Origin of the sequence: Shewanella profunda (assembly GCF_023283765.1) — a bacterium.
Lineage (GTDB): Bacteria > Pseudomonadota > Gammaproteobacteria > Enterobacterales > Shewanellaceae > Shewanella > Shewanella profunda.
This window is the reverse complement of record NZ_JAKILG010000029.1, coordinates 1-16,398: the sequence shown is the minus strand read 5'-3', so window position 1 is coordinate 16,398 and position 16,398 is coordinate 1. Positions and strand designations below refer to the sequence as shown.

The window sequence follows — 16,398 nt, the reverse complement described above, 5'->3', positions numbered from 1 at the left end:
TTTATGGTCAATTAGCTGAATGAGTTTGGGCTAGCTTAGGTTTTAATTCATGTTGAGTTGGCTGTTTGGATGTCGACGTTTTCACTAAACTCACTAATCCCTGCCATTCGATATCATTATTTTGGGGCAACGAAATATCTGGTTCAGTACCTTTTCCTGAGAGTAATTGCCCTTTGGGATCATAGGTTAGTGAGGTACTAAATCGAACATTTAATCCGCTGTTGGGCAAGGTAAAGTGGTATTGCCGAGCAAAGTCACCAGAGGTTCTCTCACCGATCAAATTGACCCTAGACCAGGTTTTAGTGCGGTAAGCTATCCATTCACATTCTTGCCGACAACGGGGTCCGAGGAGTAATACTAAGCGGTTATTTCCTTCAGCTTCCACATCAGGTTTAGTGCGAACAAACCAAGGGCTAAATTTATCTTCATCGATTTTGGGTAAGTTGCGCGTGAGTATTTTTAGTTTTGGCGAACTGAATCCCAAGGATTCTAGGGGTCTAAAATTAAGCGGTTGTAGGTAATCGTTTCTAAATGCTGTAGAGCGCCGATAGTGGGCAAATCCCATGATATTTGAGGGTGCCTGTCGGGTGCTAAGTGGCGTGTTATCAGATTCGATATCTTGATAGCGTGATAACATGGTAAGTAGTTGGGGGCTGAAGCCGCTCGCCTCCCTTAAATCCACTATCAATAATGTTTGTTCCATCCCTTTGATAAGTTCTTGTTGCAGCGATTTATCCAATTCAAAGGCATACAGATCGTCAATTTTAAGCCTAGCGGTGGTTGTGTTGACACTTTCTAACTTATAAATGGGTTTGGAGGATATTTCGGGTTCAAATTTGGCGAGTTGGGTTAGAAACTCATCAAAGCTAAACGCTAATCTTTCATCATCCCTGTCAACGATTGGCTCTGGTTTACTGTTGCGTTTAGGGGCTAATGCAATAGTGACCTGCTGAGTTTGTAAATCGTCATTCATTAAAGTGACTAGCACATAAGGTTTAATACTGAGACCTAAATCCTCCCGCAATAGATTGAGTTTTTTAAGCCAAGGTAGTTGCATTTCTTGGCTATCTTTGGCCGATTCAGGTAAATAGGCCTGGCTTGCCGATATCCATTTACTGATCGGTAGGCCATCAATGTGGGTTATAAAGGGGAAATCAGGATTAATTGGATTATTTTTAGTATCTAAGGCGAGCCATTGCACATTTACGGGTCTGAGTATTAAGGGTAAATCACCGCTGTTATCTTCAAAGTTAACCACTTGAGCCCCTGGATCTTTCATCCGATAGAGTAACTTGGTGACTTCAGCTGCAAAACGGTCGTTGGAGACAATATCTTGATACTGTTCGGCGATCAAGGCTGCCGTCTCAGCCAGTTGTTGAGTGATATCGTCTGCTTCAAGGGCATAGAAAGCAGAGTGTTGCTCAATTTGTGCAAGTAAAATATACAGATCTTGGCGTATTTCCTGTGCACTCAATTCGGGAGCTCGTTCTTCTTCGGGCAAAGCGAAAAACGCGAGCTTAATTAAGCTCGCGATAATAACAACGGTCAGTAAGCTAACAATAGTACGATAGCTAAAACTCATATACCTCCGTAATACAGCTATACTTTTGTGAGCAAAAAAGTGAGCGACTATCGGTATAAATCCGATAATTTTCAATGAGACTCATCTTTTTTATCCATTAGCAGTGGCAGATTGATCAATCTAACAGCAGATTGCTTGGGTCGGCATAAAATTATGGCTGATTTTTGTACTTCGTCACCCTACAGGATGTCATTAAGCGAGATCCCGATCCCAATGCGTTGGTTGTGATAGTCGTAGTCGATTAAACTCTCACCATAGCCATTAAAATATTGAGTATATAAACGTAAATTGCCCGTAATTGGATAACTCCAGGTGACTTCTGCTGAGCCGCGATCGATATCTTGTAGATTGCTTCTTAGGGTTAGGGTGAATCTGTGTTCATCAAGACCATAAACACCGATAAATTCTGCTTTACCTACATAATCTTCAATATTCGGGTTGTCATCGCCGCTTGCTTCATAAGGATCGGTTTTTTCATCCTCGGGAATACGCCACCAAATTTTGGTCGCGAAGGCGAGTGGGCCTGCATCAAAAATCATGGTGCCGTAAATGCGATTCCAGCTTCGTGAAAGCAGGCCAGATTTACCATTTGATTGATGTACTGCCCCAAAGCCCCAAAAAGAATTGGTCACGTTACCGATTTTCCAATCGTTATTAAACAGCATAAAAATTTCAGGTTCGTGATTGGTTTCGCGAAAGGGCGAGGAAGTATCCCTGTTATACACTTGCCAATAGGATTGGTTGGTATAGGCAAAAAACAGATTTCCATTATCGCCGAAAACATTGTTCCAAATAGGAAATTTAAAGCTTATCTGAAACTTAGCCTCAAATTTATCTAAGGTATAGGGATCTTGAGCCATTTCTTCAAGAAAGGGGGCCGTATTAGGATCGGGATTGTAGGTGGCTGGTAGTAAGTAATTGACGCGATGTGGGGTGATCACAAATGGGCGTTCTGTTGTGGCAAGCTCATCTTTTACTCGGCCTTCTACTAATGATTCTGCACTGAGTTGTGCACACATTAACAATCCAATTAATGGGATACTTTTATAAAATAGGTTCATCTGCCCTCCTTGATGTGCTTGCTGGTCATATTTTTGACTATCGTTTTGTCAGTTTAACACTAGTTAATGAATTTACGGTTATTGCATGAAGGAACCGTTAGTTGCGTTTGAGCCACTTGGATTAGGTAAAAAAGGGGTTTAGCTCAAATAACGTGGCATTTAAGTAGAATTTTTTGCACTAACATAGTGCCAAAATGATGGGGTTGACCTTCGCGAGTTAGATTGCTGTCTGGAGCTGATAGGGTTTAAATTCTTTAAATTTAGTGTTTTACGTCATTTTTATTTGTATTTCACTTTGAACAACTCTGTTTTTCCGTTGTTTTCCTCGAGGTCATACTAGGTATATTCCTAAATGATATAAAAACTAATTATTATCTATTTATTATGGAATATAAGAGGCGTTATATTTCTATATGACTAAAGTGATATTGGGGATTGTGATGGAAGTATTATCTTTACCGTGTCAAACGGCTAAAGGCAAAGTGTGGTTGGTTGGCGCTGGCCCTGGTGACGTTGAGCTATTGACGTTAAAGGCATGGCGCATTCTGAAAACCGCAGATGCCGTGTTATACGATGCCTTAGTCAGTCAAGATATCCTCGATCTCATTCCCAAAGACGCTGAGAAGATTGCCGTTGGTAAACGTGCGGGTAAGCATAGTGCTGCACAGGATGAAATAAATCAGTTACTGGTTACCAAGGCTTATACTCGTAAAAATGTCGTGCGCCTTAAAGGTGGCGATCCTTTTATCTTTGGTCGTGGTGGCGAAGAGCTGCAAACTTTAGTTGAAGCGGGTGTCGAGTTTGAAGTTGTGCCTGGCATCACTGCCGCCAGCGGCACCTCAGCCTATGCGGGTATTCCCCTGACACATAGAGACTATGCCCAGGGTGTCACTTTTATCACTGGTCATTGTCAGTTAGAGACTCGTCCTATGGATTGGCAAGGATATGCTAATTCCAACAATACCTTAGTCGTGTATATGGGCATTCTTAACGCGGGTATTATTCGTCAAGGTTTGATGAATGCTGGCCGAAGTTCAGATACGCCAGTGGCGATAGTGTCTAAGGCGACCACCAAAGAACAACGTCGTTTTATCGGCCGTTTAGGGGAGCTTGAACAACTTGCCGCCGATCCCGAATTGCAGATGCCTGCGTTGATGATCATTGGTGAGGTTGTGGCGCTGACTGAAACGCTAAATTGGTTCAAACCTGAATCCATTGCAAATACTCAGTCTGCTTATGAGCAAAATCAGTCGGCAAGAGTGTCGATAAACTAATAAATTAAGCTAACCCATGCTGTGGTAATACAGCGAATTTAAGGTAAACGGAGAATAGTATGGCCGGGCGTGAATTAAGCCACTTACAACAACTGGAAGCTGAGAGCATCCAGATCATTCGTGAAGTTGCAGCCGAATTCGATAATCCTGTGATGTTGTATTCCATCGGGAAAGATTCTTCCGTTATGCTGCACTTAGCGCGTAAAGCTTTTTATCCCGGCAAGATCCCATTCCCGCTGCTGCATGTCGACACGGGGTGGAAATTTAAAGAGATGATCGCGTTTCGCGATGCTCAGGCACAGAAATTTGGCTTCGAGCTACTGACCCATACTAACCCTGAAGGTGTAGCGCAAGGGATTAACCCCTTTGAACATGGCAGTGCTAAGCACACTGATATCATGAAAACCCAAGGTTTAAAGCAAGCACTTAACCAATATGGTTTCGATTCGGCCTTCGGTGGGGCACGCCGCGATGAAGAAAAATCCCGTGCTAAAGAGCGGGTGTATTCCTTCCGTGACCGCCACCACAGATGGGACCCTAAAAACCAACGTCCAGAATTATGGCGCACCTATAACGGCGCAGTGAACAAGGGCGAGAGTATTCGGGTATTCCCTTTATCTAACTGGACCGAGTTGGATATTTGGCAATATATCTACCAAGAAAACATTGAGTTAGTGCCCTTATATTTTGCAGCAAAACGCCCCGTGGTCGAGCGTGGCGGTCAGTTGATCTTGGCCGACGATGATCGTATGCAGTTGGCCGAAGGCGAGCAGATTAAAGAAGAAGTGGTACGTTTTAGAACCTTAGGTTGCTACCCACTCACAGCCGCTATGCATTCTGAGGCCGACAGCCTAGAGAAGATTATTGAAGAAATGCTGTTAACCCGTTCAAGCGAACGTCAGGGCCGACTGATCGACTCAGATCAAAGTGCCTCCATGGAGCAAAAGAAGCGTCAAGGTTACTTCTAATCTAGGTAAGGTTAATCCTATTTCGCGAATGTGGCGCTACTGCAGCGCGACATTCAGCCAAGCAGATCAAGAGTGAGAATAAGATGGACAACGCGGTCAATAAAACCAATCGCATGGCGGCAGAAATTACCCTCCATGGCGTGAAAGAATATTTAGTTCGGCAGCAGCATAAAGGTCTACTGCGTTTTTTAACCTGTGGCAGTGTCGATGATGGTAAAAGTACCTTAATCGGCCGACTGTTACACGATAGCGCCCAGATCTATGAAGACCAATTGGCGAGCTTAAAAAGCGACAGCGCTAAGATGGGCACCACAGGTGAAGCGATTGACTTAGCTTTGCTGGTGGATGGTCTGCAAGCCGAACGCGAGCAGGGCATTACAATCGATGTGGCTTACCGTTATTTTTCAAGCGATAAGCGTAAGTTCATTATTGCCGATACCCCAGGCCATGAGCAGTACACTCGCAACATGGCAACGGGCGCTTCGACCTGTGATTTAGCCGTGATCTTAGTCGATGCCCGCTACGGCGTGCAGACCCAGACTAAGCGCCATGCATTTATCGCCTCATTACTAGGCATTCGTCACTTTGTGGTGGCGGTGAACAAGATGGATTTGCTCGGATTTGACGAACAAGTGTTCAACCGTATTCGCGCCGATTTTACGGATTTCGTTAAAGATTTTGGCAATCTCGACCTCCACTTTGTGCCGTTGTCGGCGCTCAATGGCGATAACGTGGTCGAGCACAGCACTCAAAGCCCTTGGTATCAAGGCGGTACTCTGCTCGAACTGCTGGAAACCATTGATACTCAACGTGAACTCAGTTCATTGCCCGTACGTTTTCCGGTGCAATATGTGTCGCGTCCTAACTTAGATTTTCGCGGTTTTGCGGGCACTTTAGCTTCTGGCATTATCAATGTGGGTGATGAGTTAGTCGCTTTGCCATCGGGCAAGCGCAGCACGGTTGAACGTATTGTCACCTTCGATGGCGACATACAGGAAGCCGTTGCTGGCCAAGCTGTGACTATCACGCTGGAAGATGAAATTGATATTTCCCGTGGCGATTTACTGGCAAAACCAGATTCTGCGCCAGCCGTCGCTAACGTGATCAGCGCCGACATAGTGTGGATGGATGAAAAGCCATTACAACTCGGTCAGTTATATGACATTAAAGTAGCAGGTAAGAAGACGCAAGCCTCTGTGACTACAATAGATTATGTGGTTGACGTTAACACTTTAGCGCGCAGCGCGACGGATACACTCGGGTTAAACGCGATTGCCCGTGTGACCTTAGAACTGACCGAAGACATAGTGTTCGATGCGTATTCGTTAGTGCGTGATACGGGCGGGATGATCTTAATCGACCGCCTGAGTAATGCGACGGTTGCCGCGGTGATGGTGGTGTCGGGTCAACATGTTAACAAGCAAACAGCATCACAATTTAGTGCCTTTGAAGTCGAGTTTAATGCCTTAGTGCGTAAACACTTCCCCCATTGGCAAGCGATAGATATCACTAAGCTTGGAGCTTAATTTGTGAGTGACTTGTGGCTGTTAGCGATTATTTTGTTAGGTCTTGTGGCTGGCTTAATTAGCGGCCGTATAAACCCTGCGGTATTGTTTTTATTTGCGTTTTTGCTCTGTTATTTGCTCGGCATGGTGGCGCTCGATACCGCATTAACAAGCTTTACCAATATTGGCTTAGTCACGCTAGTCCTGCTGGTGTTGGCCGCGACTGCGTTAGAAAAAACGTCCTTGCTGGGAAAGTTGAGTCAAGTCATTGGCAATAGTTCTTTGCCTATGACAATGGCAAAGTTAGGGTTTTCTACCGCCTTGTTGTCGTCCTTCACTAATAACACGGCCGTAGTCGCATCTTTAATTGGTGTGGTACGGCGAAATCAGGCACATGCACCCGCTAAGTTATTGTTACCGCTGAACTATGCAGCAATTTTAGGTGGCACACTGACTCTGATTGGTACCTCGACTAACCTGATTGTGAATTCCTTTGTGGAAAATGCCGGCTTACCGGCCTTAGGTTTCTTCGAGTTTACCCCAGTGGCAGTGGTTATTCTGATTGCTGGTATGATGTTGCTTATCTTACTGGCGAACATATTGCCCGATAGACGTGAAGATAATGGCGAAGAAGCCTTACCTTATTTACTCGAAGCACATGTGGCGACAGGCTCGTCCTTGGTGGGGCGCAGCGTGGTCGACAATAAGCTCAGGGCGCTGAAAAAGTTATATCTAGTTGAATTAGAACGCAGTGGCATTTGTATTTGCCCTGTGCCACCGCAGCTTGTTTTACAGGCTGATGATGTACTGCGTTTTAGTGGTGCAGTGGAGTCGGTTGAGTTATTACATCAATTCGATGGCTTAGATTGGTTCGGTAAGCATCAGGCTAAAGGGCAAAATCTGGTTGAAGCTGTACTCGCACCATCATCGAGTTTGGTGGGGAGTTCATTGAAGGAGTCTCGTTTTCGGGAGCAATTTGATGCGGCCGTGATGGCGATTCGCCGTGGACATCATCCGCTAAAAGGTGGGCTCGGTGACATAGTGCTGCAACCGGGAGACGTATTACTGCTAACGCCTGGGGATACTTTTAGTGCCAACACTAAACTCAGCTCAGAGTTTGCTGCCATCAGCGGGTTAGATTTGAATGTGCGTTTAGACAGCCGTCGTGGTCGTTGGGTGTTACTTGGTTTTGCGGCTACTATCGTCCTGAGTGTCACTGGCGTATTGCCATTGGCCAAAGGTTTAGTGATATTGCTGCTCAGTTATTTTGCCATCGGCGCAGTAACATTAGCAGAGCTTAAACGCCGCTTCCCATTGGAATTAGTCGTGATAGTTGGTTGTGCCCTCGGTCTTGCCAATTTGATGATGAGTACCGGCCTTGCGAACAGTTTAGCTCAAGGATTATTGAGTGTAATCAATGGCTATGGGGTCTTTGGTGCTTTTGTTGGTGTGTATTTAATGACCTTGTTATTGACTGAACTGGTCACTAATAATGCCGCCGCTGCTTTATCTTTCCCCATTGCCTACGCCATTGCGCTGAATTACGGTGTGGATCCAAGACCTTTTATTATGGCCGTCGTCTTTGGTGCCAGTGCGAGCTTTATTTCACCCTACGGCTATCAGACCAATTTAATGGTCTTTAATGCGGGCAATTATCGCTTCAGTGACTTTGTCCGCCTCGGGTTACCATTATCTGTGTTGTATTCCCTGATCGTTATTTTTATGGTGCCGATCATCTTTCCATTTTAGTGATTAGCTTGAGTTTATTACCCCAGTTTTAGCTGCTTGTCAGCTTTGGGGATTGAGGAGTTATTATGACAAATATCGTGTGGCATCAACATCCTGTAGATCAAGCTGCCAGAGCCGAGCAGAAAGGCCAAAACCCAGTATTACTCTGGTTTACCGGACTTTCTGGCGCGGGTAAGTCGACCTTGGCTGGAGCATTAGAGCGAGCGTTATTTGAGGCGGGATTCCACACTTATTTGCTCGATGGCGATAATGTGCGCCATGGTCTGTGCAAAGACTTAGGTTTTACTGTTGAAGACCGTGATGAGAACCTGCGCCGAGTGGGTGAAGTAGCTAAATTAATGGTGGATGCTGGGCTTGTGGTTTTGTCGGCTTTTATTTCACCGACCCGTGAAGAGCGCGATAGCATTCGCGCCCGTTTTCCTGCGGGGCAGTTTATCGAAGTGCATGTATCGACGCCATTAAGTGTGTGTGAACAGCGCGATCCTAAGGGGCTATATGTGAAAGCGCGCAGTGGCGAGATCAGTAACTTTACGGGTATTTCCTCACCCTATGAAACGCCACTTGCCGCCGAGTTAACCATAGATACCAGCAAAGGCGATTTAGCGACTCAAGTGCGCGCCTTAATTGACTATTTAACGGCGATAAATGTTATCAATGCCGATAAGGCAAAAGTGCTCGCTTAACTTTTGGCGTTTATCCTGTTTAAAAGGAGCCTTTGGCTCCTTTTTTACTTCTGAAATTTTTTGGCAGTGGGTGGTGATTAATTCGAAACTTTCTATTTTCAGGTCGTGATAATTATTCTATTTTGAAGTCTTTAGCGAATAAGAGTTGTAGTGCTTTTAAGTATTCTTGATCTGCTTTGGGTTGCACGAGTAAGGCGAGTTCATCACCAATGGGGGTTAAACGGTAATAAGTAAATAGAAGATTACCGCTTTTAGGCGTTAATTTCATATGTATGCCTGGCATGGCGAATTGGATTGGGGTTTTGCTATTAAGAAGCCCAGTTTCAAACTCGCTACTATGCAAAATACCCGCATCGACTAAGGTTAGAATACTGGAATAAGGCAGACCAAATTGAGATAGGCCAAGATTTACTGTGGTGATTTTTCTGAAGTATTGTCCAATTCCGCCAGATAGCCGATAGCCACTGATCAGTTTAAGACGTTGTTCATTATTAACTTTTGCCGCCATTCCTAAGGCTTTTTCGAAGATCTGCGCTTCCCTATGGGTGAGTTGTTTAAGGAGGACTAGGGTACGCAGACTAAAATTACCGGGATTAACGATTTCACTTGATAAAATACGAGCCCAGAGATCCTGCATTTTTCGATTATGAATTTGCTCTGCCATCAGGAAGAATTGATGGCTCCAGTCAGGATCGAGATCCACTCCCGTCACATCCGATGGTGTGTAACTGAGTGCCAGCGCGAAAATCGTCTCCACATTCGATTGATATTGGCTCGATAATTTTCGTTCCCTGTGCTGAGCGCGCTCAGCAATCGATGCGTTAGCTGGGCGATACTCCTGCTCACTTGCAAGCCCTAACTGGCGGCCCAGTAGTAGGGCTTTTTTACGAGCGGAGACTTCGGACGCTGACTCGCTTTCTTCCGCCAGCATTAAAATATCCGAGTCCTTCATTTGAGTCGATCCTTGTTTGTGTGCTGACATCGGGAGTCTAACGAATTTGCGAACCTAAGAGTGTGATTTAGCTTAGTCTATGCGCTACTTGAGTTTATGCTTTCTCAGGCTTCTGGCTATATTAGCTTATCTAACTCAATCTATTCACGATTATTATGTTTATGTTGAAAGCTTAAATTTTGATAGCAGATGGTGAGGTGAGATTGCTGAATAATTCGAGCTCTAATGGAGTGGTGTTAGTCAGTAATGCGATGTCATTTTTGCATTCTATATTTATCACTCGAGCCTATTTTTGTGAGCAAGCTAAAACTACGGTATATACTTAAGCCCGTCGGGGCTAAGCCCGTGATCTATTTCATGTAAATTGATAATTAAATCACCTAATATGCAATCTCGTAATAGGCAGTTTGCTTTTTGCGTCATAAATCTAAGCCGCCTTTCACTATCATTTTTCAGGCCGCTTTTTCTTATTTTTGTTGAGATAATCGAGGCTACAGTGAAAAAAATTCTGATCATTTTCTCTAGTGTTCACGGCCAAACCCGTAAGATCACCAATCAGTTAGCGCAGCAACTTAAGGATTTAGGTAATTCAGTCGTTATCGCCGATATTAAGGCCGTACCCGCGATGGAGTCCTTCGACAAAATCATTATCGGCGCCAGTATCCGCCATGGAAAACATAACCCGACGTTATATGAATTTATTCAAAAGCATCAAGCGTTGTTGACACAAAAAGTAAGCGGTTTTTTCTCCGTGAGTTTAGTTGCCCGTAAGCCACAAAAAAATACCCCAGAGACTAACCCTTATATGCAGGCTTTTTTAAGTAAAACCACTTGGAGACCTCAACTACTGCAGGTTTTTGGTGGTAACTTAAACTACCAAGGTTATAACGCCTTAGATAGAAATATAATTCGTTTTATTATGTGGTTAACTAAGGGGCCAACGGATCCTGTTACCAATGTTGAATATACTGATTGGCAGAAAGTGAACGAGTTTGGTGAGCAAATCCATCAAGCATAAAAGTGGCTCGCTAGAAGTTTAAGGGCATTAAATGACGACTGATAAACCGACAGCCACAGTAAAGTTCGGCAAAGTGCTGAGCATTTTGCTAGCACATTTGCATGTGTGGCTTGTGATTGGCTGTACTTTATTGGTATGCACAAGCCCATGGATTTTTATGGGACGAAGCCTGAGAAATACCGCCAGCTTTTGGGATTATTTGCATGTTTACTTAGGATTAGTCAGTGCGGTACTCGGTTTGTTATTTCTACTTCGCAATACCTTACAGGGAAAGTGGCACCAATATTTTGGTTGGTTGGTGGGTGATTGGGCACAACTTAAACAAGACATTGCAGGGTTAACGAAAGGTAAGCTCCCGGTTGCGGGCGGTAAAGGGCTATTCAGCGTTGTTGAAGGTATCGGAATGTTATTGCTGGTCGCGACCGGATTGACAGGCGTTGTTTGGTTTGTATATCAAGGCACATCAACAGCGATGGAGTGGCGTGGTTATCATCTCATTTGTGCACAGGCTTTTATTGGCTTTTTGATTGTGCACATTGTGCTGGCTGCAACCCATATCATTGAATTTATTCGGCAGTAATGCTTAGCACATTTCAATAAAGATGGCCTCCATTGGAGGCCATCTTTATTTTTACTTAAGGTGTAATGCTTAACGCATTTGCTTCTGGCGGCTTAACCCTATCACTGCAGCGAAGGCGAGAAACAACCAAGCTAAACTGCCGCCTGAACTTTTAGGGGCTTGGGCATCCTTTTCAACGGCCAGATAGTTAATTAATCCAATCAATTCATCTAAGGTTTTGATACTGCTTAAGTTAACAGCATACTTATCATTTACAATAAACGTGGGCACGCTTTCTACTTTGAACTGGTCTTGCTGGGATCGCCACAGGGCGAGTTTTTCATTGGTGCTTTTATTATCGGCAAGTTCATCGTATTTAGCGCCATCAATTCCAAATTTGGCAAATATTTGTTTTATATCATCACGGCTATTGATTTGCGGCTCGTGTTTATGTCCAGGCGCGCTGTGATCGTGACCGTTCGCCCCTGCTTCACCTTGTATTGCTGCAAACATGGCATGGGTTAAGGCGTCTTTATTATCCACGACTTGAATAACAGCCAATGAACGCATTACTTCTGTGCCAATATCACTATTCATAAAGTCGACATGCTTGCTATCAAATGCCACCTTTTTATTTAAGTTTGCTTTTATATCAGGTAGATAGTTTGTTTCCATGTTAAAGCAATTATGGCAATAGAAAGAGAAAAATTCAGTTAACTTAGGCTCGCTACTAGGGGCTTTATCCGAGATTTGGGTGTAATGAGTACCTTCGGTAAAGTTGGCCGCAAAGGCACTTAATGGTGCCAAAATTAAGGCTACTGCCAAGGTTAATGGTTTAATCATATTTTCCTCAAAATCGGTTAGATGGAATGGATCATTATTATGCACTGCGCGGCATAAACCTAAAATAGGTCAATAGGCTTCATCATCGAAGCCAGACAGAGACTGCGCTGTTGACGTATAGGCTCTTCAGGTTAAATTGAAAGACTTAATTATCGCTGAATTGCGTTGAGGATATTAGACTAAATCTGTGATCCCATAGGGAGTTTCCCTTTAGATTTGCAGGACTGCAAACAGGATCACACTTATTGCGGGGTCTAGATCCTTTACGTTTTATGGCTAGCCTTAGCCATATTTCTAAGCTACATCCCTTAGCGATTGCCAAGCCTCACAGACTTCGCGAAACCTTGCGGGATCGCCTTCAGGTCGATCGGGATGCCACTTAAGGGCTAAGCGACGCCATTGTTTGCGAATATCCCGCGCTGTGGCGCTTTCATCTAACTCAAATACCCTAAGGGCGTGCCCTTTATTCATTAGGTTAATGTTAAGGCCAATATAGCTCTTGTAACTACTCCAGAAGGCTTCTAATAACTCCCTTACCACATTTTCACTTGTGTCGTAGTTATTCCAGTCAAGGTAATATTCTCTAAGCGATGTATCTTCCATCATCAGTAGGTTTATGTTTGATGGTACTAAGCGAAAGATTTGAATATCCATGGCTTTAACCTGAAGCCATTGCCTAGGAAGAAGGATTTCCTGTAACTCAAATAGGGCATTCATCAGCAGGAAGTTTCGCTTAAACAAATCATTGCCCGGGTTATCATCCAGTGGATGAATTAACCCTTTGCTTTGCAATTCAGTGGCGAGGTGGTGGATTTTCCAGCTTTGATTAGAGGCTTGCAATACCGAGAGAAGGGGCCAAATCAGCGGATTATCGCCTTTGGTGGTTGATAATGTTGCCGATTGCGCTTCTGCTGTGAGCGAAGGTTTAGCGAGTAACATACTAACTGTCCCATCCTATATTGTTGTTTGCAAAGCAATGTTATTAAAATGTCCATTTGCTTGAGCTTTCGGCCATTGTATTTTGAGGGCCTGAATTGGGTTTGCTGAGTGCCACTGAAAATATGATTGAAGTTAGACTATGCCATAGAGGAAAAGTGTAGGCAAAGATGGATTTTAGAGCAATCTAGCCCTGTGTGATTGTCAAACTGGTTAGTTTTAGGTGGTAAAAATGAGGAACACTTCAGATTAGCAAACGGAATAATAAAAAATGTCCTTGTTTAAATGCTATTAAATCAAGGACATTTTAATTGAAGTGTGTTGCAACTGTTTTTAGATTTCGGTAAAGATCACTTCTTGTGCTAAGCGTGATTTTGGTAATTTAGCGTTGAAATCTTCCTCTGAGCGATAGCCGAGGGCGACGACAACCGAGGCACATAAACCTTGCTCCCTTAAACCTAACACTTGATTCAATTTGGTCGCATCAAAACCTTCAATCGGACAAGCATCGATATCTAAAACACTCGCGCCTAACATCAAGGTGCCCAGCGCCAAGTAGACCTGTTTCTCCATCCAATGTTGGGCATCTTTGAGTTCATTTTTATGCATATTAGCGAAGAAAGAGCGGCCATTATGCTGGCCTTGTTTCGCTTCTTCATTAGCAAAGCGACCATCTTTTGCTTCTTGTTCAAGCACCTTAAGTAAATGTGCTTCGTCTAATTGGGTGCGTGTGCAAAGCACAACGACATGGGACGCATTAAGAATTTTTTGAGTGTTAAAGGCATAATTCTCGGTTGCTTGTGCAATTAACGCTTTACCTTCGGCCGTGCTCGCTAACACAAAATGCCAAGGTTGTGAGTTAGTTGATGATGGACTGAACTGCAATAACGTTTTGATTTCAGTTATTTTATCCGCAGGAATCGTCTTAGTTGGATCAAATGCCTTAGTGGTATAACGCTTTTTAGCAAGAAAACTTAAATCACTCATGTAACGGCTCCTATTCGTACAAATTCATGTCAGCATTTTAAGCAGGTTTAAGTAAAAAACAATGTGATCAGAGTAGGTATTAGTTTCAAAAAATTTTGAAACTGGGTGTAGCTTCAACGATGCACCTTATTGAAACGCAAAAAAGCTCAATTGAGATTCAGGATAGGAACTTGGCTATTACCGTTGAGGCACGACCAAAATTGCAGATAAATAGCGGCAACAGGTGCTGACAGCAAAGATTAGGACGAAGCTTTTAGCTGTCTTAGTTGAATGGCTATTTGCCCTCCAAAGTCGAGGCAAAGGAGCCATTAGCAATCCTGAATTTATTGCCACTGTTTTGCCCCATTCCAAGCTAGAAGCATTCCATATTGTGAGGATTGATAGCTTCAAGTTGATCAAATTTTAGTAATACTAGAGAGCGTCTAAAGCACTCTGCATTCTGACTTCGACAGTAAATTATAACGTGTCTAATGGACTAGTTGTCCCCGCGTAATGTTGGCCGAGCACGTGAGTATAGATTTGTGTTGTACTAACGTCATTATGGCCAAGTAGCTCCTGAACACTTCTGATATCACTGCCCGATTGAAGTAGATGGGTTGCAAAGCTATGTCTAAATGTATGACAGGTAACACGCTTAGCTATTTTGATATTACGTACCGCATTTCCGAGAGCTTTACGAATAACACTCTGATGGAGATGATGCCTGCAAAGCGTTCCTGTATAAGGATTAATACAGGTTGTGGTTGAAGGGAAAATGAACATCCATCCGTGTTGCTTAAAAGCATTAGGATACTTACGCTCTAACGCATTTGGTAAGGAAGGACCGATCCCTTGTTGGTTGTCACGATGTAGAATCTCCATTGCCTTATTAATATATGCTGTGAGTTTAATGGCACATTTATGGCTAAGGATTGTTTGTCTATCTTTATGACCTTTACCATCCCTAACGGTCAACGAAGCTCTTTCAATATCAATATCTTGGATACGTAACCTGAGGCATTCTGAAACTCTCAATCCACTACCATAGAGCAGCTCTATTATTAACCTATCGCGGCCATCAAGTTCATTTAATATTAGTGAGATTTCTGATGGGGATAACACAGTAGGTAAATAACGCTGTTTTGTGGCATAGCAAAAACCTAAATTTCCAAGCTCATGATGCAAATGTTTCTGGTACAAATAGGCTAACGCGTTCAGTGCAATTTTTTGAGTGTTGATAGCCACATTCCGTTGGTTGGCAAGGAAGGTTAAGAATTGTGCGACTTCTTCCGTTCCCATCGTTTCAGGATGACGCTTGTGGTGAAAGTTAATGAATGCCTTGATCCAATACAGGTAGGATTTTTCTGTTCTGATACTGTAACCACGCATGCGCATTTCTTCTTGAACACCGCTTAAAAAAGGGCTTTTCATACTCATGATAGCAATCTCTATAGTGCTGTTTATATATACAGTATTATTTGAAAATCGCTGAGATCAAGGAAGACTGTAAAAATTTTTTGCGCGTTTACATTTACTTCCCTTATATATTATATTAATTATCAACAATTTAGTTCTTGACGGTTTGAGTTAATAGGTTTGGAAAATACGCATGCGCGTTTTTCCTGATGGTGTATTTAATGGAAAGCTGATAAGTTCTTTGCAATACAACTAGTTAACAATGCGCGTTTTTACTGGTCTAATGAGATAAACGCGCATGCGCACTAATAAAATGTTAGGCAAAGTGAGTTTCTATTAGCTAAATCGAGTTTGAATTGAACGGTAAATCCCATGCTTTGTGGCTTAATTTAAGCAATAAATAATCATCACATATTTGTTGTTTCTTGATCGCGTTGGGTTGTTTAGCTCTGTGGGTTTAGCGGCAAAATAACCTTCAGCATCCAAACGTCCGCCGAGCATGCTACGCTCGTCACTTTTCTTCCAAATCGCTCAATTTGAGTTTTTTTGGTTTCTTTGCTGATTCAGCATTTTGGTTTATAAATGAATCGGTTAGTTAGTTTTAAGTTTGCAAAAAAGCCTGTTCTTTGTTTTTGAAAGTGTCGTTGTCAATCTGTTGGCCTAACAAACGGCTCAAGAGGGATTGCCAACGCGTGGCGGTTTTAGTGCACAATTGAAGTTCAGTGTTTACAGTGTGTTTTTTAAGTTCGGCGGTGCGTTGTCAACCCCTTAGCCGGGCGTTGGTATGACTCCCCACGTCAAGTAGAGCACACAAATATCGGCCTAATTATTTAAGCCTTATTTTTACGTTACTCAAAAGGATTGAGTTAACGCAGTAGATGAAGCA

At 43.3% G+C, this 16,398-nt stretch carries 14 protein-coding genes; 7 read left to right on the top strand and 7 right to left on the bottom strand.

The features are described from left to right. Positions 1-7: 7 nt before the first annotated feature. A complete protein-coding gene (locus tag L2744_RS13865; RefSeq protein WP_248992465.1) occupies positions 8-1,582 on the bottom strand; it encodes a S41 family peptidase in 1,575 nt (524 codons plus the stop codon). 179 nt (positions 1,583-1,761) lie between these two features. Next, positions 1,762-2,643, bottom strand: a complete 882-nt coding sequence (locus L2744_RS13860; protein ID WP_248992464.1) for a phospholipase A — start codon at positions 2,641-2,643, stop codon at positions 1,762-1,764. Between the two features lie 440 nt (positions 2,644-3,083). On the opposite strand from L2744_RS13860, the gene cobA reads away from it, so the two are divergent. The 5 genes from cobA to cysC all read left to right on the top strand — a co-directional run bounded on the left by cobA (position 3,084) and on the right by cysC (position 8,822). After that, positions 3,084-3,917, top strand: a complete 834-nt coding sequence (gene cobA / locus L2744_RS13855) for a uroporphyrinogen-III C-methyltransferase (RefSeq protein WP_248992492.1) — start codon at positions 3,084-3,086, stop codon at positions 3,915-3,917. 59 nt (positions 3,918-3,976) lie between these two features. Continuing rightward, positions 3,977-4,885, top strand: a complete 909-nt coding sequence (gene cysD / locus L2744_RS13850; RefSeq protein ID WP_248992463.1) for a sulfate adenylyltransferase subunit CysD — start codon at positions 3,977-3,979, stop codon at positions 4,883-4,885. A gap of 83 nt (positions 4,886-4,968) precedes the next feature. Next, positions 4,969-6,411, top strand: a complete 1,443-nt coding sequence (gene cysN / locus L2744_RS13845) for a sulfate adenylyltransferase subunit CysN (protein ID WP_248992462.1) — start codon at positions 4,969-4,971, stop codon at positions 6,409-6,411. Positions 6,412-6,414: 3 nt separating this feature from the next. Further along, positions 6,415-8,139, top strand: coding sequence for an SLC13 family permease (locus tag L2744_RS13840; RefSeq protein ID WP_248992461.1), 1,725 nt, complete (start codon positions 6,415-6,417; stop codon positions 8,137-8,139). Positions 8,140-8,204: 65 nt separating this feature from the next. Then, a complete protein-coding gene (gene cysC / locus L2744_RS13835) occupies positions 8,205-8,822 on the top strand; it encodes an adenylyl-sulfate kinase (protein ID WP_248992460.1) in 618 nt (205 codons plus the stop codon). Positions 8,823-8,934: 112 nt separating this feature from the next. On the opposite strand, the gene L2744_RS13830 is transcribed toward cysC, so the two are convergent. Then, the gene (locus tag L2744_RS13830; RefSeq protein ID WP_248992459.1) at positions 8,935-9,774 is read right to left on the bottom strand and encodes a TIGR03899 family protein; all 840 of its coding nucleotides are present in this window, start codon (positions 9,772-9,774) and stop codon (positions 8,935-8,937) included. 496 nt (positions 9,775-10,270) lie between these two features. On the opposite strand from L2744_RS13830, the gene hemG reads away from it, so the two are divergent. Then, complete coding sequence (hemG, locus tag L2744_RS13825; RefSeq protein WP_248992458.1) at positions 10,271-10,792, top strand: menaquinone-dependent protoporphyrinogen IX dehydrogenase; 522 nt, start codon at positions 10,271-10,273, stop codon at positions 10,790-10,792. A gap of 31 nt (positions 10,793-10,823) precedes the next feature. After that, positions 10,824-11,372, top strand: coding sequence for a cytochrome b/b6 domain-containing protein (locus tag L2744_RS13820; RefSeq protein WP_248992457.1), 549 nt, complete (start codon positions 10,824-10,826; stop codon positions 11,370-11,372). 69 nt (positions 11,373-11,441) lie between these two features. On the opposite strand, the gene L2744_RS13815 is transcribed toward L2744_RS13820, so the two are convergent. The 4 genes from L2744_RS13815 to L2744_RS13800 form a co-directional block, all read right to left on the bottom strand. After that, the gene (locus L2744_RS13815; protein ID WP_248992456.1) at positions 11,442-12,194 is read right to left on the bottom strand and encodes a thiol:disulfide interchange protein DsbA/DsbL; all 753 of its coding nucleotides are present in this window, start codon (positions 12,192-12,194) and stop codon (positions 11,442-11,444) included. 294 nt (positions 12,195-12,488) lie between these two features. After that, positions 12,489-13,133: a DNA-J related domain-containing protein gene (locus L2744_RS13810; protein ID WP_248992455.1), complete on the bottom strand. Its 645-nt coding sequence runs from the start codon at positions 13,131-13,133 to the stop codon at positions 12,489-12,491. 330 nt (positions 13,134-13,463) lie between these two features. Continuing rightward, complete coding sequence (gene nfsB, locus L2744_RS13805; protein ID WP_248992454.1) at positions 13,464-14,117, bottom strand: oxygen-insensitive NAD(P)H nitroreductase; 654 nt, start codon at positions 14,115-14,117, stop codon at positions 13,464-13,466. Between the two features lie 456 nt (positions 14,118-14,573). Next, positions 14,574-15,533: an integron integrase gene (locus L2744_RS13800; RefSeq protein WP_248992453.1), complete on the bottom strand. Its 960-nt coding sequence runs from the start codon at positions 15,531-15,533 to the stop codon at positions 14,574-14,576. Positions 15,534-16,398: the final 865 nt, after the last annotated feature.